Consider the following 23161-nt stretch of genomic DNA (forward strand, 5'->3'; position numbering starts at 1 on the left):
TTGCAAAACTTAAACTGCACTACCTTCAGATGGTTTATCAGTAACGGTTGGTGCAACTTTATCTGCTTTTGATACATCATCACCATCGCCCTTAGAACCTTTATCACGCGGCTCCCAGTTTTCAGGTTGACTAACAGGTTTACGCTCCATCAGTTCTTTAATTTGACGCGCATCGATAGTTTCGTACAACATTAAAGCATCTTTCATCGCATGCAAAATGTCCATGTTGTCATTAAGCATTTGCTGCGCTCTAGCATAGTTACGATCGATAATCGCTTTGATTTCACTATCAATAATTGCAGCAGTGTCATCTGACATATTCTTAGGCTTGCCCATGCTACGACCTAAAAATACTTCACCCTCTTCTTCTGCGTAAAGAAGCGGACCTAATTTGTCAGAGAAACCCCATTGCGTAACCATGTTACGGGCAATAGAGGTCGCATATTTAATATCTTGTGAGGCACCCGTAGAAACGGCCTCAGTGCCGTAAATCATCTCTTCCGCTAAACGACCACCATAAGCGACCGAAATTTTACTTTCTAGCTTACGACGGCTAACGCTAATTGCATCTTGTTCCGGCAAAAAGAAAGTAACACCTAAAGCGCGACCGCGTGGAATGATAGTCACCTTGTGCACAGGATCATGCTCTGGCACTAAACAACCAACAATGGCATGGCCAGCTTCATGGTAGGCCGTCATTTCTTTTTCAGCGTCAGTCATTACCATAGAACGACGTTCTGCACCCATCATAATCTTGTCTTTAGCGCGTTCAAACTCTTCCATGCTAACAACGCGGCGATTACCACGAGCAGCAAACAACGCCGCTTCATTCACTAAGTTTGCTAAATCAGCACCTGAAAAGCCTGGCGTACCGCGCGCGATAACACTGGCTTTCACGTCATCTGCCATAGGCACTTTGCGCATGTGTACTTTTAAAATTTGCTCACGACCACGTACGTCTGGTAAACCTACCACGACCTGACGGTCGAAGCGGCCTGGACGTAACAAGGCGGCATCTAATACATCTGGGCGGTTAGTCGCGGCGATAATAATAATGCCTTCATTGCCGTCAAAACCATCCATCTCAACCAACATTTGGTTTAGCGTTTGTTCACGCTCGTCATGACCACCACCTAAACCGGCACCACGCTGCCGACCTACCGCATCAATCTCGTCGATAAAAATAATACAAGGGGCAGCTTTTTTCGCCTGCTCGAACATATCGCGAACTCGAGAAGCACCGACACCGACGAACATTTCAACGAAATCTGAACCCGAGATGGTAAAAAACGGCACTTTAGCTTCGCCAGCAATGGCTTTGGCTAATAAGGTTTTACCGGTTCCTGGAGGGCCAACCATTAAGATACCCTTAGGAATTTTACCACCTAGCTTTTGAAAGCGAGAAGGCTCTTTAAGGTATTCAACGAGCTCCGATACTTCTTCTTTGGCTTCATCACAACCGGCGACGTCCGCGAAGGTGGTTTTGATTTGGTCTTCACCCATTAAGCGCGCTTTGCTTTTACCAAAAGACATGGCACCTTTGCCGCCTCCACCTTGCATCTGGCGCATAAAGAAAATCCATACCCCAATCAGCAGTAGCATAGGGAACCATGAAATGAAAATAGTGGCGAGCCAGCTAGTTTCTTCCGGTTTTGCACCCAACACACGCACGTCGTTGCTAATTAAATCATCCATTAATTTAGGATCATTTACCGGCAACACGGTTTCAAAACGTTCACCACTGCGCTTCACGCCGGTGATAACGCCGCTGCGTTCAATCTTAACTTCGCGGATCAGCCCCTGGTTCACTTCTTTTACAAACTGGGTGTAGCTGGTCTGGCGATCGGTATTTTCACTGGGACCAAAACTGTTAAATACTGACATCAGTACTACAGCGATGACTAACCAGACTATCAGATTTTTTGCCATGTCGCTCAAGGTGATAACCTCATCTTTACTCTAGAAATCATTAATTACGGCTTACTGTACTAAAATTTGAAGCCGGTAGCCACGATATATGTCTCACGCGAACGGGCGCGCGACGAATCTGGCTTGCGAATTTTAACGGTATTAAATGCAGCTCGTACTTCTTTTAAATACTGTTCAAAGCCGTCGCCCTGAAAAACTTTGACCACGAAACTGCCATTTTGCTTCAAAACTTTATGGCACATTTCCAAGGCAAGCTCAACCAAATACATTGAACGCGCTTGATCGGTTGTATCGTTACCGCTCATATTAGGTGCCATATCCGATAATACCACATCTACGTTCTTACCACCGATTCGGCTCAATAACGCGTCTAAAACAGCATCCTCTCGAAAGTCACCTTGTAAGAAGGCCACTCCCGCTAACGGGTCCATGGGCAAAATATCACACGCCACCACAGTACCTTGTAGCCCAACCACCCCCGCAACGTATTGTGACCAACTGCCCGGTGCGGAACCAAGATCTACCACATTCATACCTGGCTTCAGTAACTTATCCTGTTGTTGAATTTCTTCCAACTTAAAGGAGGCGCGTGATCTTAGACCAAGCTTTTGCGCTTTTTGCACAAAATGATCATCAAAATGCTCTTTTAACCAACGAGTTGAGCTGGCGGAGCGTTTTTTCTTTGTCATGATACTACTCTTAAATAGTCTTATGCCTTAGATGGCGCTACAATAGGCATAATTCAAGCTTTTATCGGATATTTTAACCTTATGAGTTTAACCAATAAACAAAAACAATTCTTAAAAAGTAAAGCGCATGATTTAAAGCCTGTCATTTTACTCGGTGGCAATGGCCTTACTGAAGGTGTAGTGGCAGAAATCGAGAATGCGCTTAATCATCATGAATTAATAAAAATCAAAGTTCCTGGTGAAGACCGTGAGCAAAAAATGCTGATTATGGACGCGATTATTCGTGAAACTAAAGCAGAAAAAGTGCAAATTATCGGCAAAATTTTAGTGTTATTCCGTCAAACAGAAGATAAAAAAATCGCCTTACCACGGGGTTAGGCTGTTTTTATAAAACCTGCTTGATAAAGTGCCCATTTGGCACTGGCGCTATCTGTGGCAAGTTTACTTACCAGATGCGCTGGTTTCTCAACCAGCGTAGCCTTGGCAAACTGCCACATCACTAAGGTATTGTCAGCGCAAATTGTTTCTACATGCTGTAAATTATTTTCGTAGCACCAATTTGTGTTATCCACCAGCAAGGAAAACACTTCAGCAGGACTCACCTGCCAAGAGCTGATATCCAACACTAAGGCCCACGGCTGGCCAATAACGGGTTGCACGGTCTTTCTAAATGCCTTTACGTAAGCTTTTGCCGTCGCCAAGGTCCATACCCCATCGGCTTTTACCCATAAGGTGTTATCTTGTAAAGTAAGCTCAAAGGCTGTATTTGCTTTCATCACACTTCTTACCCGCAATAATTGGTAGTCGATTAACGCTAAGGCCTTTTTGTGTTAGGCTTTAACGGTTTTTTACCACTGCCGCGATTTATGCACTTACGAGATTATCAACAACAAGCCGTAAACGCTACCATTGAATTTTTTAAACAGCATACGGCAACAGCTGTATTGGTATTGCCTACTGGTGCCGGAAAAAGCCTTGTAATTGCTGAACTTGCCCGCCAAGCTCGTGGCCGCGTGTTAGTGCTAACCCATGTTAAAGAACTTGTCGCCCAAAATGCCGAGAAAGTGGCGTTGTTTACCGACAGCCCGAGTATTTTTGCTGCAGGCTTACATAAAAAGCAGTCAAGCGCAAAAACTGTTGTGGCCAGTGTGCAATCTGCAGCAAAAAATCTTAGCGCCTTTGCACAGGCGTTTTCACTGCTGATTATCGACGAATGCCATAGAGTAAGCGCGGCTGCTGACAGCCAGTACCAAATATTATTCCAGCACTTACGCCAATATAATCCCAACCTTAAAATACTGGGCCTGACCGCAACTCCTTATCGGCTTGGCAGCGGCTGGATTTATCGTCAGCATTACCATGGCCGCATCGGCAATACGCAGGATCCGATTTTTGAGCACTGTATCTTTGAGTTACCCCTTCGCCCACTTATTAAACAAGGTTACCTTACAACACCAAGGCTGTACGATGGCTTAACCGCGCAGTATGACTTTAGTCAGCTTATCCCCACCACGCAGGGCGACTATGCACCAGCAGACGTTGACAACCTGCTGGGGAAAATGGGCCGTGCTACCCGCTTAATCGTGCAGCAACTAATTCAGCTCGCGCAGCACCGCAAAGGGGTCATTATTTTTGCCGCAACGGTTAAACATGCCGAAGAGGTGATGCAACTTATCAACTCAGAGCAGGCCGCACTGCTTACAGCAAAAACTACTGATCATGAACGTGACCAACTGATAACTCGCTTTAAAGCCCAAAAAATCAAATTTTTAGTCAATGTAGCCGTATTAACCACTGGCTTTGATGCGCCGCATGTTGATCTGATTGCTATTTTACGACCAACAGCTTCTGTGAGTTTATTTCAACAAATGGTTGGGCGAGGCTTGCGCTTAGCCCCAGATAAAGCCGACTGCCTGATAATTGATTATGCAGCGAATGGCTATGATTTATATTTTCCAGAAATTGGCGATGCTAAACCTAATAGTAAAGCGGTTCCTGTTCAAGTTCCTTGCCCACTCTGTGGCTTTGCCAATATCTTTTGGGGATTAACGGATAGTGATGGCGATATTATTGAGCATTATGGTCGGCGTTGTCAGGGGCTACAGTCAGACCAGCAAAGTCAGTGCGACTTTCGCTTTCGCAGCCGCAACTGCCCTGATTGCGGTGCTGAAAATGATATTGCTGCCCGTAGCTGCCACAGCTGCCAATCGGTGTTAGTTGACCCTGATAAACGGTTACGCGAAGTGCTTAATAAGCAACACCACCATCTATTTCGCTGCCAAAGTATGTTATTGAGTGACGATAACGGCGACCTAAAAGTCAGTTATTACGATATTGATGGCAACCCTTTCTATCGTTGGTTTAAATTACAAAGCCAACCACAGCGCAAAGCGCTCTACGCTGCTTTTATTAAACCGCATAGCAAAGCACCAGGCTTGCCCCTACCAGCGTTTAAAACTGCTAGCCAACTGGTTGCTGCAGCCGCGCTGTTTCAACCACCACAATTAATTTTATTAAAGAAACAGAAACAAGGCTGGCAACACCTAGAAAGTATTTTTGATTATCAAGGGCGCTATCAGCATGAAAAAAATGCCAATAACTAACTGCAACAACCACTTAGAGTGTTTTTATCCTTGCATTGACGCAATAACAAAAGAAATACACAAATGCCTAATCGATAATTAACACTTAGCGCCAGCTATTTTTTCAGCTAGAATGTTGGAAATGAATTGTAATGGACATTTTATGCGCGCAGGGATAGCGTTTAGCAATATCGCAGCCGCCTATGCTGCAGGCAAGCATCTTGCCCAAGCAGCAATGCAGCAAACAGGCCTGCCGGTTATCGACGTCTTGTTGTTGTTTTGCAGCAGTAATACCGATTATCAGCAGCTATTAATGGGCGCTCGAGCGGCCTGTGGCCCTAACACCCTAATCCTTGGCGGCTCAGCAGTCGGCGTAATCACGAATGAAGTCATCGCCGATAAAGGCAGCCCTGCTGCTGCACTTGCGCTGTGTGCCACAGATAATGATGTGCAGTTCCAAAGCGCTTGCAGCAATATTCTGGCTAGCGATCCCTTTGTTGCTGGCCAAGCTTTAGGCACCGCTTTTAAACCAGCTATTGATCCCGCTTTATTATTACTTTTTTATGATTCGGTTCGTTACCCTGGCAGCCAACATCACCCGGCAGTATTAATTCCTTCTCCTCCTCTACTGGATGGGCTGTATCACAGTTTAAAACAAAAGGTACCCATTGCAGGAGCAGGTTTACTGGCAGATTTACAGTTTGGTGCAACCACCCAGTTTTATCAAAATCAAGCGGCCCAGCACTTAGCCACGGCTTTACTGATTTCTGGCAGGGCACGCTCCTACATTAGTGCGATGCATGGCTGTACGCCAGTGAGTAGCCAAAGCTTTACGATTACCAGCATTTTTCAGCAGTTTTTATATAGCCTAGATGACAAACCCGTAACCGAGATATTAGATAACATTAGTGGCAATGTTCCTTGGCGTAATGAACATCCCGTGAGTAGCTTGGCTATTGGTGTGCGCTACCCTGTGGCAACAGATACCGGCTACAGCACGCCTTATGTTACTCGGTTAATCAGTGGTGTACTGCCGAATGATGAAGGCGTAATTTTATTTGAGCCCGATTTACATGAGGGGATGCAAATTCAGATTATGCAACGAGATAGCCACAGTATTTTGCAAGCAGCGCAAGAACAAACTGAACAACTATTGCAGAAAATCTCCGCCGATCAGCAACACCCCATAGTGGCCTTATATTTTGATTGCGCAGGACGCATTGAAGAAAAACACACCGAAGCCAAACTTATCCAACAATTACTCAATAAAGCAGACATACCTCTGCTGGGAATTTATACCGGTGTTGAAATTGCGCCAGTAGGAGAGATCAGCCGCAGTCTTGATTGGAGTGGCGTACTGATTATTCTTACAGCGCCAGCTTAAATTAACTACACGTCCTTCACCTTATTCAGGTAATGCATTTTGCTTAGTAAAAATGACTATGAGACAAAGCAATTCAAGATATAGAAATATTTTAATTATTTAAAAATCAACACCATCCTCATAAACCATTACATAAAAAACACATAAAGACTAAAAATTCCACATCTGAACAGCAAAAAAATCATGTTTAAGCATAATTACTGCTGCTAATTTCAGCAGACAGGGGTAGATTATGAAAAATACTAAAATAATATCCGCTTTAACCGCAATTACTTTAGCTTTGTTGGTGGCCTTACCGGCTAGCGCAAATAATTTGGCGTTAACTGGCCCAGGGGCAGGGGCAGATGGTTCTAGCAGAGCGAGCAACTCCAGCTATAACCTAGCACGAGATGGCAATGTTCAAACATTTTGGCAGGCCAATGGCAATAACAATCAACGTATTTCCGTCAAATGGTCAAGTGCAGTTTCAGTAAACCAAGTCGTTTTAAGAGAACAAGGAAGTAATATCCGTAGTTGGCGGTTAGTGAACAACAATAATGGCGCGGTTTTAGCCAGCGGCACAACATTAGGCAGCAACCGTACTATAAATTTCAACACTATTAGCACAACGAAATTAAACCTAGAGATCTTAACAGCAGCGGCAGCACCAAGAATTAGCGAATTTGAGGTGTTTAACTCAAGTAGTGGAGGTGGAACTGGCGGTGGTAGCGGTGGAACTGGCGGTGGTACCGGTGGAAATGCTGGCGGTGGAAATGCGGGCGGTGGAACTGGCGGCACTACTGGGGATGTTTTAGCTTGCCGTGCCACACCGCAAGGTTACGCATCGCTCAATGGCGGCACAACTGGTGGCAGTGGCAGTAATGCCGTTACCGTTACCGTAAGCACCGGAGCTCAACTCCAGCAAGCGCTTAATAATCGTGATTTAAACCGCCCATTAACCATTCGGGTAGACGGCACCATTACTCGCGCAAACTCCGGAAGTTTAACTAAGTTCGATATTAAAGATATGAATAATGTCACCATTATCGGGGTTGGCAACCGCGGAGTTTTGGACGGTATCGGCATTAAGATTTGGCGCTCAAACAACGTAATTATCCGCAATTTAACCATTCGTTATGTCAATGTGGGGGATAAAGATGCCATTAGTATCGAAGGCCCAGCAAGCCGGATTTGGATAGACCATAATGATCTCTACAACACCCTAAACTCCAGTAAAGATTTTTATGACGAACTGGTCAGCGGTAAAAAAGAAGTTGATAACGTTACTATTTCTTACAACAAACTGCATGACAGTTGGAAGACTTCACTGTGGGGAAATAATGATAGCGACAACTTTAATCGCCGCATCACATTCCACCATAATCATTGGTACAACGTAAACTCTCGCCTACCGCTGTTCCGTTATGGACAGGCGCATATTTTTAACAACTTATACCAGAATATCCTTGAATCTGGTATAAACTCTCGAATGGGTGCCACGATACGAATCGAAAATAACGTATTTGAAAACACCAAAAACCCTATCGTTTCACTGTTCTCCAGTGCCGTTGGCTATTGGGATATCCGAAACAACCAACTCACCAGCACCGTCTGGGAAAATTCTCCAGATGGCGTGATTGCAGGGCCCTCTTTAAATTCGACAGGGGTACTTAATTTACCTTATAGCTTTACGCAATTACCAACCAATCAGGTAAAAGCCCATGTCTTAGCAAATGCGGGGGTAAATAAGTGTAACTTCTAACAGTTACCGCAAAACCGGGTAGTCATTGCCCGGTTTTTCTTTTCGAAAATGCGTTTTAATAGATAATTGCAACTTGATTATCGTCCGCTCGTAGCTCTTTATACAAAAACTGTAATTTTTAATACGTTGTCGGTTTAATTTGCATTCCAATCAAAAAGCTGAATAGCGAAAAAGAGTGGATCAGATTTCAATTGTTGAAGTGGATCAGTTTTGCATTGTTGGTAACACTGGCTCGGTTTATCCCCGTGCATACGGGGAACTGTTGCTGCTGGATACCTGAGCGCCGCCAGTCGGCGGTTTATCCCCGTGCATACGGGGAACTGGCCACGTTCGCGTATTCGCCAAACAGCACAGCCGGTTTATCCCCGTGCATACGGGGAACTGACAGAGGCAACGCGCTGCACAAGGGGCGGGGGCGGTTTATCCCCGTGCATACGGGGAACTGCGTGTTCATCACTAAAGATGCATAACTGACATCGGTTTATCCCCGTGCATACGGGGAACTGACGCCAAGCAGCTAAGGAGCAACAAAATGAATCGGTTTATCCCCGTGCATACGGGGAACTGTCCATAATTAAAGCTAAAATAGGTTTCCATTTCGGTTTATCCCCGTGCATACGGGGAACTGAGTTACACAAATTTCAAGGCCAAACCATTGAGCGGTTTATCCCCGTGCATACGGGGAACTGCTATTTGTGTACCACCGACAATTAATCTACATCGGTTTATCCCCGTGCATACGGGGAACTGTGTTCCGTGTTTTGATCAACGAGTAATACAGACGGTTTATCCCCGTGCATACGGGGAACTGGACAGCTTAAGGAATAAAAATGGCTACTGAAACGGTTTATCCCCGTGCATACGGGGAACTGTATTACGCCATGCGTTTCACAGTGTTCTATAACGGTTTATCCCCGTGCATACGGGGAACTGTGGAGTTTCAGGATCCTGTAATCGTTTTTGAGCGGTTTATCCCCGTGCATACGGGGAACTGCTGATCGCGGCGATCATAAAGCGGATCAGGCGCGGTTTATCCCCGTGCATACGGGGAACTGTTGTAATGGATCGGTGAGTGACTGTGGGCCAGCGGTTTATCCCCGTGCATACGGGGAACTGTGGTGCGGTTTTCCATTAGGCCAGTGCGGATCCGGTTTATCCCCGTGCATACGGGGAACTGCCAATCCGAACGGAGCTAACAACATGATTACACGGTTTATCCCCGTGCATACGGGGAACTGTGTTGGCCAATGCCTAGCAGGCTTGCCAGTGCCGGTTTATCCCCGTGCATACGGGGAACTGGCTGATACGCATTCGGATGCTGTTGACATCTACGGTTTATCCCCGTGCATACGGGGAACTGTGCTAATACCTCCAACACCTTAAAGCCGTATACGGTTTATCCCCGTGCATACGGGGAACTGGCTAATGCTAACAAAATCTATAAGCGACCTAACGGTTTATCCCCGTGCATACGGGGAACTGTGGATCGGCGTTGAAACCGAAACCGATACGGGCGGTTTATCCCCGTGCATACGGGGAACTGAGCATCGGTATAACGGCCAAGCTGCTTTAAAGCGGTTTATCCCCGTGCATACGGGGAACTGTGTTGGTGGTGATGAGCAAAACGGTGCTGAAACGGTTTATCCCCGTGCATACGGGGAACTGATTGGCGAAGGGATCTCGATTGTGTTCGGTGGCGGTTTATCCCCGTGCATACGGGGAACTGCTCAAGCGTACCATCAGCGAGCTTACGGCATGCGGTTTATCCCCGTGCATACGGGGAACTGCAGGGTGCGATTAACCTCGCTATTGGTCATTCCGGTTTATCCCCGTGCATACGGGGAACTGAAAAGGTAGTCGGGACGGCATTTGTAGAGCGACGGTTTATCCCCGTGCATACGGGGAACTGCTGGGTTTGATTTAGAGCTAACAGGTTTTAGCGGTTTATCCCCGTGCATACGGGGAACTGCGGTGGGTTTGGGTGGTGCGGCGTGTGGTGGCCGGTTTATCCCCGTGCATACGGGGAACTGCCTGCAGCACAGGGTTAGTTATCGCGCGGTAACGGTTTATCCCCGTGCATACGGGGAACTGACACATGGCTCGCATTATTCTTTTAGGACTAGCGGTTTATCCCCGTGCATACGGGGAACTGTCCGCTGCTAGCGTACACAATTTCCCCTGTTACGGTTTATCCCCGTGCATACGGGGAACTGGTGTCGGCCTAAAGCGCGAAGTTGATACTTGGCGGTTTATCCCCGTGCATACGGGGAACTGCACCGCAGGACGCCCTGCAAAAGGGCCTTCACCGGTTTATCCCCGTGCATACGGGGAACTGCTGAATCATGTTAAGCCTGTTGCCGCCTATGGCGGTTTATCCCCGTGCATACGGGGAACTGGAATAGCTCTATTACCAACTGCTTTACATGAGCGGTTTATCCCCGTGCATACGGGGAACTGGACCAAGCAAGAATAAAGAGTGAATATGAAAGCGGTTTATCCCCGTGCATACGGGGAACTGGTCGTTACCCGCTGGCAATGACGGCTGAATCGCGGTTTATCCCCGTGCATACGGGGAACTGAGTAATGCCATTAACGGCTAAAAAATAGCTAACGGTTTATCCCCGTGCATACGGGGAACTGGGCAGCGAATACGTAAGACAAGGCGCTGCTGGCGGTTTATCCCCGTGCATACGGGGAACTGCTGATAGCGTCAGGGTGCAGGATAAAAACGACCGGTTTATCCCCGTGCATACGGGGAACTGTTGAACCCCATCTGTTCTAGATTCTAAAGCACCGGTTTATCCCCGTGCATACGGGGAACTGCTTTCTAACGAAACCAATGATGTCGGACGTTCCGGTTTATCCCCGTGCATACGGGGAACTGAAACTATGCAACTAATCAAATTGCCAGAAGTGCGGTTTATCCCCGTGCATACGGGGAACTGCCTAATCAGAAGGCAAAAAATCGAGCTGCATTCGGTTTATCCCCGTGCATACGGGGAACTGACTCTAGGCGCTTACGTGTTGGGTATGTCTGACGGTTTATCCCCGTGCATACGGGGAACTGCGCAGCGCATCTTTGAAAAGCGCGCCGAAGAACGGTTTATCCCCGTGCATACGGGGAACTGAATGCTTTTTTTCTCAGAGGGCGTTACCCAAACGGTTTATCCCCGTGCATACGGGGAACTGGACAGTATTGTTATGGGCCTCTTTGAGCGCGGCGGTTTATCCCCGTGCATACGGGGAACTGTATAAATACCTATAAGGTAAATATATAAAAGACGGTTTATCCCCGTGCATACGGGGAACTGCGCACGACTAATGCTGTGCCAATTAAGCTGAGCGGTTTATCCCCGTGCATACGGGGAACTGAACAGCAGCTATATCTGCATAAATCCTCACGACGGTTTATCCCCGTGCATACGGGGAACTGATAAATCAGCCTCCACCTGCAATATCTCAACGCGGTTTATCCCCGTGCATACGGGGAACTGGAGCTTGGCGTGGGGGAATTCGAGGGGAGCGACGGTTTATCCCCGTGCATACGGGGAACTGTTCATCTGCCATTAGGCCAGCTGTTTGAATATCGGTTTATCCCCGTGCATACGGGGAACTGTCTAAAAGTATATACCTGATTTTAAATAGAAAAAAGATAGAGCTTTTTTCTACCAATTTTTCCGGCTTGTTAAAGAGCTAATTGGCTAATTGTTTTTTTCTGACTCAGGCAAAAAGGTAACAAGCCTTAACCCATCAAAATCAACAGGTTGCCGCCGGTTTTGGCCATAGGTAATAAAATCAAATCCTGATTCAGTATTGGTGGCCCACGCCATTACCACATTGCCATCTTCAGCCATGCCTTCAACTTGCTGCCATAGCATTTCGCGCACACGCTGCCCTACATCGCCAACATACACACCGGCTCTGACCTCCAGCAACCATACTGCCAATCGCCCGCGTAACCTTGGTGGCACGGCTTAGGTTACGATCATGCACATACTCATTTAGTTACTCCGATGCCCGTCATCACCAATTGTTGAGGGTTCCGGTAAAGCTGGCGGCTGTGCATCGGCGTAAGGCTCCGGCGAGGTAATTTCACCGGCGGCCAGTATCTCTTCTATTAACGGAATTAACCGTTTTAGTGTTTTATCTGTGCGAAATAAATCACGACAGGCTAAACGAATTTCTTTTTCTGGCGCCAAAGGGCTTTTTGCTGCAATGCGAAAGGCTAAAGGAATCACGGTATCAAATTTAATAATATCAGCGATATCGTAAACGAAACTCAGTGGTTTACCGGTATGCAAATAACCTATGGCGGGTGCATAACCGGCGGCGAGTATAGCGGCCTCGGTTATGCCGTAAAGGCATGCGGTAGCTGCACTAATGCACTGATTAGCAATATCTCCGGCTTCCCAGTCTTTTGGGTCGTATTTTCGGCCATTCCAAGTTACACCGTATTGCTTGGCAAGCAGCTGGTAAGTTTGCCGTACCCGCGCGCCCTCAATACCGCGTAGCTGATCGACACTGCGCCGCTGCGGAGCTTCTTCGCCAAAGCGCAGTTCAAACATCTTACGCACCACTTTTAAGCGTAACTGTTCGTCCAGTGCCAGTTTAGCTTGATATAACAGCTTGTCAGAGCGTGCACCACCTGGCTGGCCAGCGGAATAAAACCGCACCCCACCCACACCAACCCAGGTAATTAAGGTGCCGACTTCTGCCGCTAGTTTCATCGCTGCATGTGAAATGCGGGTACCCGGCTCCAGCATTAAACAGGCGATAGAGCCAACCGGAATGTGCATTCGCTCGCCGTTTACTTCATCTATCACCACAAAGGCACCATCTTTAACATCGATACGGCCCATGCCGATAAAGATCATTGAGTTACGCTCTTTTAACGGTATAGGTTTAAGTGGGATAAAAGCCATTAGTTACCGCCATCACTTTTTTGCAGCCCCGTGAAAGGTAGCGCCTGTCGGCTTAATATCGTCATTTGCGAAATGGCCAATGCATTCAACTGCTGCAAGCGCTCTGTTGCGGTAACGTCTTGCTGAATTAAATAGGCATTCATCGTTTCCAGATTAGCCAGGCACACCAGTTGATGCACATTGGCATGATCACGCATATTACCTTTTGAATTTGGGTTTAGCTCCCGCCATTGCCTGGCTGTAACGCCAAACAGTGCCATATTCAACAAATCGGCCTCGTCTGCATACACATGGCTGATTTGCGCTGGAGTTAAGGTATCAGGGATCAGGTTTTGTTTAATGGCATCGGTATGAATAAGGTAATTTACCTTGGCCAGATTACGCCGAATATCCCAGCCAAGCTGCTGAAATTCTTGCTCTTTTAAGCGTTGAAATTCTTTAATCAAATACAGCTTAAATTCAACCGAGATCCAACTGGCGAATTCAAAAGCAATATCCTTTTGCGCATAAGTACCGCCATAGCGGCCCGCCTTAGAGATAAGCCCAATAGCATAGGTTTGTTCAATCCATTGTTTTGGCGTTAGGGTGAAACTGTTTAAACCGGCTTGGGCTTTAAACCCATCGAATTCGATGGGTTTAAAATCGGGGTTGTTAAGTTGCTCCCAAATTCCCAAAAACTCGATGGTATTGCGATTACGTAACCAGTTACCAATGATAATATCGGTTCGTTCCGGGTTTTTAAAACGGGCCATATCAGTGATACTGATATACTCAATTCCGTCCTTGGTATCAGTCGCAATTTGTTGATCCAATACTTCGAGTTTTGCTGCCATTGGTTATCCTCCGTGACTTACAGTTATTACACCCGGCGTAGTAACATCAGGCCGCAGCCGAAGGCTTTTGCCCGGCCAATACCATGAGCAATTTGGCTTAATAACAACTCAGGCTCGGTTACGGTGAATACACCCTCATAATCAACAGTGCTGTAACTGATAACCGGCTGCTGCGCTTTTTTGCTGGTTTTGTGTTGGCTGTAAGTCATTACGCTAGGTTGTGTATCAAAACGAATACCCAAACGTGCGACCCGTTCATCTTTTAGCAACCAGTTTAGCGCTGCCTGCTCCATATACTGCTGTATGATTAGCGGATCTTTAACACCCTCAGCCTGCGCACACTTTTTGGCATGCATCATCACGTCATGCCGCTGTCCTCTTTTGTCTGTACTCTCTGCAGTTTTGCTGGATACCGTGGGGTTGGCTCGTAACCGAAACGCCAATTTGTCTCCTACAGACAGCATAGGAGCGAACAGCTTGGTTTCAACCCGAAATAATTCAGAGTTCAGTATGGGGGCGGTTTGCGATAGCACTAGATACTCCGGCATACCTTGTTGCCCGGACAAACCATTGGCTTGCTCTTCACGAAACAAAAAGTTTCGTTGCTGTTGCTCGGTGAAAAGTTGCCACAACAATTGGTGGCTTGCATAACTGCCCTTACGTTGAACGGCCAGCAGCGCATTATGTGCCGTGTTACCCGGTAAAAAGCGGACTCTGGAAAGATACATATTTAACGCTCCCTGTTTACCGTTAACTGGTGTTCAATCCGGCTGGAGAATTGCCATTTAAGCCGGTCACCTGGTTCATCCCATAACTGCCGGCTTTGTACCGTAGCATCAGAAGCCTGCATGAGATCAGTAGCACCCTGCCAGTAATAAATGCTCTGCCTTGGGTAGCGTAACCAACTTCTGTCCTGCTCAGTTGAGCCAAGTAAAGGTAAGACATCGCTATCCAAGGCCTGCTGTAAGCAATCGGCATCCAAAATCCTCGGGTTTAGTGGTGCCGCCAATGGGCAAGACTTTCGGCCCAAATACAGCGTAAAACGCGGTTTTAACAATGCCTCTGCTAACTCAGACAGCGTCACTGTCGCGGGATCTGTTAACCAAATGGAGACTAACCAAACACCATCAGCCCTGTAATCACGGCTTGATAACACGGTATTTAGTTTATAGCCCGGTGCGGCCAGCTCGCTTTTTCTATGCCGGTGTACCCGCTTCTTATCTGTCGATGGCACTTGCGCTGTATGATAATCGCGCACTAAAACACCTGCGCTATATTCTTTTACCGCGAAATGCACTGATTGATACAGCTCATTTAGCTTTGCTTGCTCGGTTCGTTTAATGCCAAGTGCAGCGGCTAATAAACCCAGTATGGCGGAGCGGCCAGGGTGTGTTGCCGAGGGACGATCGCCCCCCACAGCGGCCTCGCCCCAACTGGCCATAGCACCATACAACCGAAAAACCAGATATTGCATATCGCCTCCTCATTAATCAGCGATAAAGGCGACTAATTCATTAAAACTGCCCTCACCGGTAACCGCATTCAGTTCTGCGCGACTATCAGCACAAGGGCCGTATACCTGGTCAAAAATAGCGGCTTGCCGCTGTAACTTATTGATCGCTTCAGCGGCCTGATCATCTCCAAACACTGGCTTTAAAAACGCCACTGATAATGAACGTGGTTGCTGGTTACCTTTTTCTGCCATCACATAACTGGCGTAAGCGCGGGAGGCAAAAGAGTTCTGCTTACCTTTTGGCGATACTTTTACAGCTGCTTCTGTTAACGCCGCTATAGCTTTATTTGCCAGTTCAAGATCACCAGCCAGATTTTCAACCAGCAACTCTTTATCTATGCAGATGTAGCTGTAAAACAGCGCAGCGGCGAAACCTGATTCGCCGATATGCGCGGCTTGTTCAGAGTCTTGGTTTAAATCATCCACTGCAGTAAAGTAATCATCTTCTACCGCAATACTATGCACACTTATAGCATGTGCAACCTGACAAGCTGCTTCGACGCTATATTGGACTTTGTCTTTTGCGGCCAGCATTCGCCCAAACATTGCTACATCTACTGCCATTGTTGTTGAAGTCAGAAAGTCCATTTCATCATCTGTTGGTTCGCGATCTTCTTTAACTAAAATATCCAATAATTTAAAAACTGAAGCATATTCAGTCGGTGAAACATGAACCAACTGCTCAATTTCAATTGAGTCTTTTTTCAAGGCTCCAAACTTTGACGCAATTTTGCCTGCCCAAACCTTTGCAGATTTTTCAGAAACACCATTACTAATCAGATACTTTTCAGCTTCAATACCGATTCTTTTAGTTCTTATACCAATATGGCCGGCTAATGCCTGCTCAAATAAATCAGAGCAGCGCCAGTTACGTTTTAAACTTTGCGAACTCACCCGCAACCGCTCAGAACCGCCCATACGGGCAGTTTTTGGCCGCCCCAAGTCATCACGGTTTAAGTTAGACGGTGCATAAGAAGTTAATAAATGCAGTTGAATAAATTTGCTCATGGTATTTTCCTTAATTCGTTATCAATAGGTGTTTTAAGCTTTCTTAGGTTGCTGACTGAAATAATCCAGTGCCCAGCGCACGGCAACACGTTTATCTGCCCGGCGTGGTTGTTGCGAATAATGCTCATCAAACCAGTCAAGAATGTCCTGAACCAGCATTTTGGGGTTGGCTTTACCGCCCAACTGTTTAACCAGGCGATGTAAACGCCGGAAAAAATCCTGGCTACTACGGGCACCTTGTAGCTGCTGCAAACGTAATTCACTCACAACCGCTTTATCTGTTTTGCTATCCCACTGGCCGAGGCTGCTACCAAAACTACAGCTTTGTGCTTCGGTAATATGGGCCAGCACAGCCGCTACCGTAGCCCAGGCTTCAATACTGTATGCCCGGTGCTGCCGCACACTTTCAGGTAGTGCCAGCCATAAAACTCTGAAGCCTTCTGTCAGCATGGCTGCATCAGCACTATTACAGCGTCGCAGCTCCGCTCGGTAGCGACTTGGCGCTTTCATGCCTTTTACTTGTTCAGCAGGCAAAGCCATTTGCTGCCACCAATATTCGGCCTGCTGCACTGCCTGGCGTGTTAGGTCACGTTGTTGCTCATTCATGCTAAAGCCTCCTGCTTGGTATCAATGGCGGTAAGAATGTGATAAAACTGCTTGTAACTTTTTACTGCTTTGCTATTGGCAAACCAGCCTGTTAAGGCGCGGCGGGATTGAATAAAACGCGCCATATGTTTATGGCTATCACTTGCTGATAATACAAACTCATCAAATAAGTCTTTCGCCGTGTGTTTTAGTGCCGACAGCCAAAGTAATGCAGCCTCAGGCGTTAAAGGCTCACCACTGTTATCGTCAGCCAACATAGTGGCTATGGTGTGATAAAACGCCTGCTCTGTGCGCTGCCAAAACTGCAGATCAATAAACGATGTATCGCCTTTTACATCACCAGGGTGACTAAACCACGCAGATTTGATTTGAGTGCGGCATTGCCACAAAGCCTCGGCAGCAAATTGCTGCACTATTTTTATATGCTTTAGCAGGGTTTCGCGCTGATTTGTGGTTAAGTTAAATAATGGCAACTCGGTTGAATACCAACCACGGGCTTTCATATTGTCCATATCATAGCCAAAGGCCCACAGCCGCTGATATTCACCTTTGCGGCGTCCGCTAATTAGCCTTGACCTACCCAAGTTATAAATACTGACAACTTTTGCCGGTATATTACCTTCCTCCTCATCCAGCATAGTCAGTGCTTGCCAGTGTTTATAACTTATGCCGCCTGGCTGCCCTTTAGTCGATAAATTATCTTCATCAGGCTTTTTCGGGTTAATTCGGTAATGGGTGAGCGGATGCCACCAACTGCCACTGTAGTTGTAGCCATAGTTTTGTGTACGGTAACTGCTAACAAACTGCTGGCAATGCAAGCCATTTAAATCACATACTGCGTCGCCTTGTTGTACCTCCAACCTTATCCGCCTCGGCATAGCCCAGTACATATGCAACGGGTGTACATCTTTGGCATAAACCTCGGTGCCTTTTTGCTTACTCTCTTTAGTGGGCCCGAGCCACGGAAAAACGGCAGTGCTGTGTAAATCCGGCTCGTTATAAGAAAACTGTTCGCGGCTTAACACATTTAGCCATAGCTTTTGCCATAAAGACGCGGTGGCATCATGTGGCAACACCAAAGTGGTAAGCGGCCCGCCACCACGCAAGCCTGTACGGTGCCCTTGCCCACCTGATGGCGCATTAATTTGCAAAGTAAATAGCGCTATCGCTGCCATAGGTAAAGATATCTGGTTGTAAAGACCTCGCTTTACGAAATGATCAGTATTCAACTTTAGGGTATTGCCGCCTGGAGCCTCTATTAGCAGCCCGGCTATTGGGCCTGCTTCGGCTTGCTCCAGCGCATCGTAGTCCTGCATAAAACGCGCTGCTTTGGCATTATCAGAAATCAATTCAAAAGCGTGGCGCCCTTTATCCAGCGCACTAGTCAGCAATGGTAAAGCCGGCGCCTGTTGATAACTTAACAACCATTGCTCTTCATTTTGCGGAGCAAAAAAGGTTTGTAGTACACCAATAGCAAACTGATAAGCCGCGCCTTGAAAGTCTGCCCTTGGAAAAGCAAAGTCGGCAATATTAGTGTCGATCAGTTGGTTAAAGCAGATAATCTGCTGCTCACCGTTGTGCGAACGCACAGGTATCCACGGATCAAAAAGTAAGTTCATCCATCCTCCTGATGAAAGGTGTGACGGTATTAACGCCACACCTTATATTTGTTAAACAGACTTACGGATTTTTATAGGCTATGCCTTTAATCCATATTTTCTGGCGTCTGACAACTGACCAGACTTGTCTTTTTTATAGCGCCTAAAAATAACTATGTAATCATCAACATCTGATTTCAGCATTTTATTGCCCTCAAAAGGTGATAGAGGACTCTGACTAGGCCATATTGCAAGCCATACCTAAACCAAGTAGTATCAACGGTTCCACTCGTGAGCGTTCTTGGGGTGAAGCTGCCTCAATTACGCTCAACCTCCTAGGCACCGAGCCACTATACGCCCAAGAAACAAGCAAATCAACAAACAAATAAGCATTGATGCAAAGCATCATAAAATTTTATATTATTGAAAACATCTGTTAGTCAGCGTATCCTTGTCGCTTCTCTGCCGCGCAGAGATAAACCTCATTGATGCAATGCATCGTGTGAAACATAAAAGATGTTCCCCGCCTATGCGGGGTTTTCCTTAGGGCTGAAACCTATCAGAGTGGAATACTCAAAGTTTAAGTCATCTTCAGCCAACCAAAAGCGGGTAAATTTTGCCTGACGATATTGCTGTTTAAATTGCTCAGCTTGCGCCGGGTACTGTGCAGCAAAATCAACTAACTTATCTGCATGATGTTTTGGTAGTTTTAGTTTGCTTAGTGCCAACGCATGGGGCTGCGCATCTGCCCATAGCAGAATTTGCCCAGCAGCGTTACGTTTTAACAGTACAACATCTACTGTTTCCATATCGCTGTAACGGGTACTAATATCGGTTTCATCTTCGTACCACTTTACGGCGCTGTCTGCACAGTAACCTTGAGACCAATCAATTGTTTGCTGCATGGCCTTGTTGGTTTTTCGCTGAATTTCACCATGATGCATCAGCTCGTCTTGCCACAACGCTTCTGGGATCTCTTTGCTGGCATGTTCGCCATATACGGCCTCAATCAGCAATCTCGCATCTTCCGGCATTCTTATGGCTTGTTGCCGGGTTAACACCCGTAGCCCCAGCCATAATTTACCTGCTGAACGATACACTAACTGGGTATTACGAAACTGCGCTGATAGCCAGTCTGCTTTGGGTGCGTTAGTAAATTCCGGGCAATGCACATAGAGCAGTGGAGCTGGCCGTTGGTCTTTTATACCAGCCTTGTAGCAGCCATTCACATCACGGGTATGGCGATGCAAACGTCCTGCCCGCTGAATTAAGTCATCAATCGGACATAGATCAGAAATCATTAAATCTGTATCGGCATCGAGGCTTTCCTGAAATACCTGAGTTGAGATCACTACTTTACCTTTACGTTCGGCTGCCGTGGATTGCTTGCCTAAAATGCCCAGAACTTGTTGTTCAATGCGTTGCCGGTCTATTAGTGCAAAACGGCTATGAAACAATAAGCACTGCGCGGGATCAGGTATTGCAGCTGAGACTAATTTGTAAGCGGCCAAGGCATCAGCAACCGAATTGCATATCCACACCACCGACTGCCCTTTTGCTACCGCAGCAACTATTGTGGCAACACAATCGGAGGTTGCATGCAAGAAAGCGACATTAAGTGTACGGCACACATCTGGGCGGGAGGCTAAAGCAACTTGGTGTAAACCTGCGCTACTAACTTGGCTTGCGAGTGGAAAAGCATTGTTATACTCACAATTAGTTGGCTGGCCTAGTACCTCTAGCCAGCGTGTAACCAGCTGTTGTCGCTGCTGCTGTGCCAACGTTGCGGTTAATAAAATCACGCTGCCGCCCTGTCTGGCATGTTGCTGCACTAAATCCTCTAATAGCACCAACATATATTCATCAGCAGCATGTACTTCATCAAAAATCAGAACTTTACGGTGCAAGCCAACCATTCGTAGTGCCTGATGCCGCCTTGGTAAAACAGCCAATAAAGCCTGATCTAAGGTGCCAACACCAACTGGTGCTAGTAAGGCTTTCTTCCGCGAATCGGCAAACCATTCATTACATACTACGGTAGCAGTTTGCTCATCCGCTTGATAACTGGCATCTGCTGTTCCATTTGGTAACAGGATATCCCTGAAACTTTGCTCCATATCACGGGCACCGTGCGCCAGCACTATGCTTGGTGCATCTTGCCGATACATCTGCTGATAGTGTGAAGTTACCCGCTTAAACATCGCATTCGACGTTGCCATTGAAGGTAAGCCAAAATAAAAACCATCGGCCTCACCTGCTGCCATAATCCGCTGAGTTAGCGTTAAAGCCGCCTCCGTTTTACCTGAACCAGTTACATCTTCCAAAATAAACAGCTGCGGCCCGCTAACAACGGATACTGTGGATGCCCACTGTTGTAATGGCGTGGGTGTAAAACCAAACTGCTGCTGAAAGCCTGTAAAAGGTTGCACGCTAAAGGCTTTAAATAAATCGGTTGCAGCAATAGCCTGCTCTGCCCGACATAAAGCATCTGGCCAGTATTCAGCAAGGCTTAAAATATTTGTTTTGTAAGGGAAATATCGGGTATCTGAGCCCAACCAATCGGCCAAAATTGCAACACCCGCGAGGTGCCAACTTATTTGGCGAAAACGGCGCTGAATTTCTGCGTTAAAGAAACCGGCTGGCCACTCTGGTTGCAATAAGCTCGTAGCATCTTCAATAAAGCTTTTGGCATGCCGAATATTGGCTTCAACCAAATGGTCTTCCAGTTCTGTTAAGTGACCGGGGCGGATAGGTTTACCATGATGCCCCCAAGTGGTATCCAAAAGCGTACAAAATGTTTTCTCTAAGATATCGGATGGAAATGATTGTTTTGTTATGAACGGCAAGTCTAAACCTTCGTCTAAAGCTAGTTGCCACAGTGCCCAACCCAACATATCGTGTCGCGCTTTCGCACCATCATACGGCTTGCGCACTTTAAATTGATGCAAAGCCTTGGTATCAAACAGCTTTAACGCTTGAAAAGCGCCACTGAATTTTCCCAAATCATGAAGTATCAGTGCAAAAGTAAATAAACGTTGTAGCTGAACAGGGGGCAATTGAATAAACTCTGCTAGCTCCTGACATAGCTTGTTATTGGGATTTAATAAATGCCAACCCACAGCCGCGACATCCAGGCTATGATAAGCCAACAAATGATAATCCGGCCCGGCTTGGTCTGGATCTTTTTTGGCTTTTCCCCAGTAGCCAAAATAACTAGCTGTAGTCGATTCTTTCATTCTTAAAGTTCCATCTAAATTCAACTAAATTTAACTATGCTTAGCCCTACTTACACTCTACCTCACTTCCCCAAAATAACAACACTGTACATAAAACCTGCAAACTTACTTTACAGGTATAGCGTAAACTCATGTTTTATAATCAAATAGCCAAGGTCTTACTTCTTCAGTATTCACCAGTACTAACTGCTGCGCTTCGGGGCTAATGGGGTGCTCGCGCAGGTTTACTTGCAGCTCTTGGAGCAGGTATTGTGCTAAGCAGGCACGGGTGCGTAGTTGCAGCTGACCATATTGCATGCTGTAGTCTTGGGCAATAACATGCTGCTGTGCTGGGCTAAGCCTTGGATCTGGCTGCAGGATAATACTGATTTCAGTATTCCAGCCTGCATCTTGTGTTGCAGTGTGGCTGGTCTTGCCCAGTAACTCTGGCTCACCGCGAAAGCGGCTAAGCACAAAGTCGCGGTACTCACCGGATTTTTCGCAAAAGGCTCTAAGATGCCAACGCAGACCCGTTTTTACAAAATGATGTGGCGCAATATTGCGACCCTGATTATCAGGATGGCTTAGCGAAACATAATCAACATCAACTCTTCGCTGTTGGCGGATGGCAGTTATCAATACACGTATTACTTGGGCTGAGACTTGGCGGGCAGGCAATGTTAGTGCGTGATGCGGCAGGGCTGCTGGTTCGGCAAGATGTTCGTATTGGCCAAGCCAATTTAAGTATTCAATAACGTCGCCATTAATATACATTGGCTGAAATAAGCTAGTGGGGGTGAAGCCTTTATTGCTGGCGCAATAGCGAAGATTGTCAGGCGCTTGTTGCTGATAACGCTTAATATCTTGCTGTGCTTGCACTCGACTAATGGCGAACTGATTTATAAGTGTGCTGGCGTTTATTTCGCCTTCCCACCAAGCTATTAGCTCGATAAACCAAAGGCGTTTTTCAACGTTATTCTGCTGCAAAACAACATCCTGTTGATTATTTCTCCTGATTACTACCTTACTCTTACTTTAATTATGAATAAAGTATTACTTAAGAATTTAAACCGATTTAAGGTACGCATTGATACGCTCAGATAAACCTCATTAGAAGCGTTATGTATTTTTCTTAATGCTT

The 23161-nt window shown here is 46.5% G+C and carries 17 protein-coding genes and 1 CRISPR repeat array; of the genes, 4 read left to right on the forward strand and 13 right to left on the reverse strand.

Translation table 11 applies throughout. The annotated features are described in order from the left end of the window. Positions 1–9: 9 nt before the first annotated feature. The gene (gene ftsH, locus ACO1PK_RS03465) at positions 10–1929 is read right to left on the reverse strand and encodes an ATP-dependent zinc metalloprotease FtsH (RefSeq protein ID WP_423187280.1); all 1920 of its coding nucleotides are present in this window, start codon (positions 1927–1929) and stop codon (positions 10–12) included. Positions 1930–1988: 59 nt separating this feature from the next. Beyond that, the gene (rlmE, locus tag ACO1PK_RS03470) at positions 1989–2618 is read right to left on the reverse strand and encodes a 23S rRNA (uridine(2552)-2'-O)-methyltransferase RlmE (protein WP_423187281.1); all 630 of its coding nucleotides are present in this window, start codon (positions 2616–2618) and stop codon (positions 1989–1991) included. An 81-nt stretch (positions 2619–2699) separates the two neighbouring features. Between rlmE and yhbY the strand changes: the two genes are divergently transcribed. Continuing rightward, the gene (gene yhbY, locus ACO1PK_RS03475; protein WP_423187282.1) at positions 2700–2996 is read left to right on the forward strand and encodes a ribosome assembly RNA-binding protein YhbY; all 297 of its coding nucleotides are present in this window, start codon (positions 2700–2702) and stop codon (positions 2994–2996) included. Here the strand turns inward: yhbY and ACO1PK_RS03480 are convergent. Then, the gene (locus tag ACO1PK_RS03480) at positions 2993–3394 is read right to left on the reverse strand and encodes a hypothetical protein (RefSeq protein ID WP_423187283.1); all 402 of its coding nucleotides are present in this window, start codon (positions 3392–3394) and stop codon (positions 2993–2995) included. The genes yhbY and ACO1PK_RS03480 overlap by 4 nt on opposite strands. Positions 3395–3484: 90 nt before the next feature. Between ACO1PK_RS03480 and ACO1PK_RS03485 the strand changes: the two genes are divergently transcribed. The 3 genes from ACO1PK_RS03485 (at position 3485) to ACO1PK_RS03495 (ending at position 8325) form a co-directional block, all read left to right on the forward strand. Next, positions 3485–5221, forward strand: a complete 1737-nt coding sequence (locus ACO1PK_RS03485) for a DEAD/DEAH box helicase family protein (RefSeq protein ID WP_423187284.1) — start codon at positions 3485–3487, stop codon at positions 5219–5221. Positions 5222–5363: 142 nt separating this feature from the next. Beyond that, positions 5364–6584: an FIST signal transduction protein gene (locus tag ACO1PK_RS03490; RefSeq protein WP_423187285.1), complete on the forward strand. Its 1221-nt coding sequence runs from the start codon at positions 5364–5366 to the stop codon at positions 6582–6584. A gap of 232 nt (positions 6585–6816) precedes the next feature. Then, on the forward strand, positions 6817–8325 hold the full coding sequence (locus tag ACO1PK_RS03495) for a pectate lyase family protein (RefSeq protein WP_423187286.1): 1509 nt from the start codon (positions 6817–6819) through the stop codon (positions 8323–8325). A gap of 233 nt (positions 8326–8558) precedes the next feature. Continuing rightward, positions 8559–11941: direct repeats of the CRISPR family, unit length 29 nt; unit sequence CGGTTTATCCCCGTGCATACGGGGAACTG. Positions 11942–12026: 85 nt separating this feature from the next. On the opposite strand, the gene cas2e is transcribed toward ACO1PK_RS03495, so the two are convergent. From cas2e to ACO1PK_RS03545, 10 genes are all read right to left on the reverse strand, one after another. Further along, positions 12027–12296 (reverse strand): type I-E CRISPR-associated endoribonuclease Cas2e, encoded by a 270-nt coding sequence (cas2e, locus tag ACO1PK_RS03500; protein WP_423187287.1) that lies wholly within the window; start codon positions 12294–12296, stop codon positions 12027–12029. 30 nt (positions 12297–12326) lie between these two features. Continuing rightward, entirely contained in the window at positions 12327–13247 is a 921-nt protein-coding gene (gene cas1e, locus ACO1PK_RS03505) for a type I-E CRISPR-associated endonuclease Cas1e (protein WP_423187288.1), read from the reverse strand. Next, the gene (locus ACO1PK_RS03510; protein ID WP_423187289.1) at positions 13247–14080 is read right to left on the reverse strand and encodes a KilA-N domain-containing protein; all 834 of its coding nucleotides are present in this window, start codon (positions 14078–14080) and stop codon (positions 13247–13249) included. Before ACO1PK_RS03510 ends, cas1e begins: the two co-directional genes overlap by 1 nt. A 26-nt stretch (positions 14081–14106) precedes the next feature. Then, complete coding sequence (gene cas6e, locus ACO1PK_RS03515) at positions 14107–14808, reverse strand: type I-E CRISPR-associated protein Cas6/Cse3/CasE (protein WP_423187290.1); 702 nt, start codon at positions 14806–14808, stop codon at positions 14107–14109. Positions 14809–14810: 2 nt separating this feature from the next. Continuing rightward, positions 14811–15554, reverse strand: a complete 744-nt coding sequence (gene cas5e, locus ACO1PK_RS03520; protein WP_423187291.1) for a type I-E CRISPR-associated protein Cas5/CasD — start codon at positions 15552–15554, stop codon at positions 14811–14813. A gap of 12 nt (positions 15555–15566) precedes the next feature. After that, the gene (gene cas7e, locus ACO1PK_RS03525; protein WP_423187292.1) at positions 15567–16601 is read right to left on the reverse strand and encodes a type I-E CRISPR-associated protein Cas7/Cse4/CasC; all 1035 of its coding nucleotides are present in this window, start codon (positions 16599–16601) and stop codon (positions 15567–15569) included. A 33-nt stretch (positions 16602–16634) separates the two neighbouring features. Then, positions 16635–17207 carry a type I-E CRISPR-associated protein Cse2/CasB gene (gene casB, locus ACO1PK_RS03530; RefSeq protein ID WP_423187293.1) on the reverse strand — a complete coding sequence of 191 codons (573 nt, stop codon included), beginning with the start codon at positions 17205–17207 and terminating at the stop codon, positions 16635–16637. Continuing rightward, positions 17204–18826, reverse strand: a complete 1623-nt coding sequence (casA, locus tag ACO1PK_RS03535; RefSeq protein WP_423187294.1) for a type I-E CRISPR-associated protein Cse1/CasA — start codon at positions 18824–18826, stop codon at positions 17204–17206. Before casA ends, casB begins: the two co-directional genes overlap by 4 nt. A gap of 506 nt (positions 18827–19332) precedes the next feature. Next, the gene (cas3, locus tag ACO1PK_RS03540) at positions 19333–22041 is read right to left on the reverse strand and encodes a CRISPR-associated helicase Cas3' (protein WP_423187295.1); all 2709 of its coding nucleotides are present in this window, start codon (positions 22039–22041) and stop codon (positions 19333–19335) included. 129 nt (positions 22042–22170) lie between these two features. Continuing rightward, positions 22171–23007: a WYL domain-containing protein gene (locus tag ACO1PK_RS03545; protein WP_423187296.1), complete on the reverse strand. Its 837-nt coding sequence runs from the start codon at positions 23005–23007 to the stop codon at positions 22171–22173. Positions 23008–23161: the final 154 nt, after the last annotated feature.

Origin of the sequence: Alishewanella sp. d11 (assembly GCF_049390205.1) — a bacterium.
Lineage (GTDB): Bacteria > Pseudomonadota > Gammaproteobacteria > Enterobacterales > Alteromonadaceae > Alishewanella.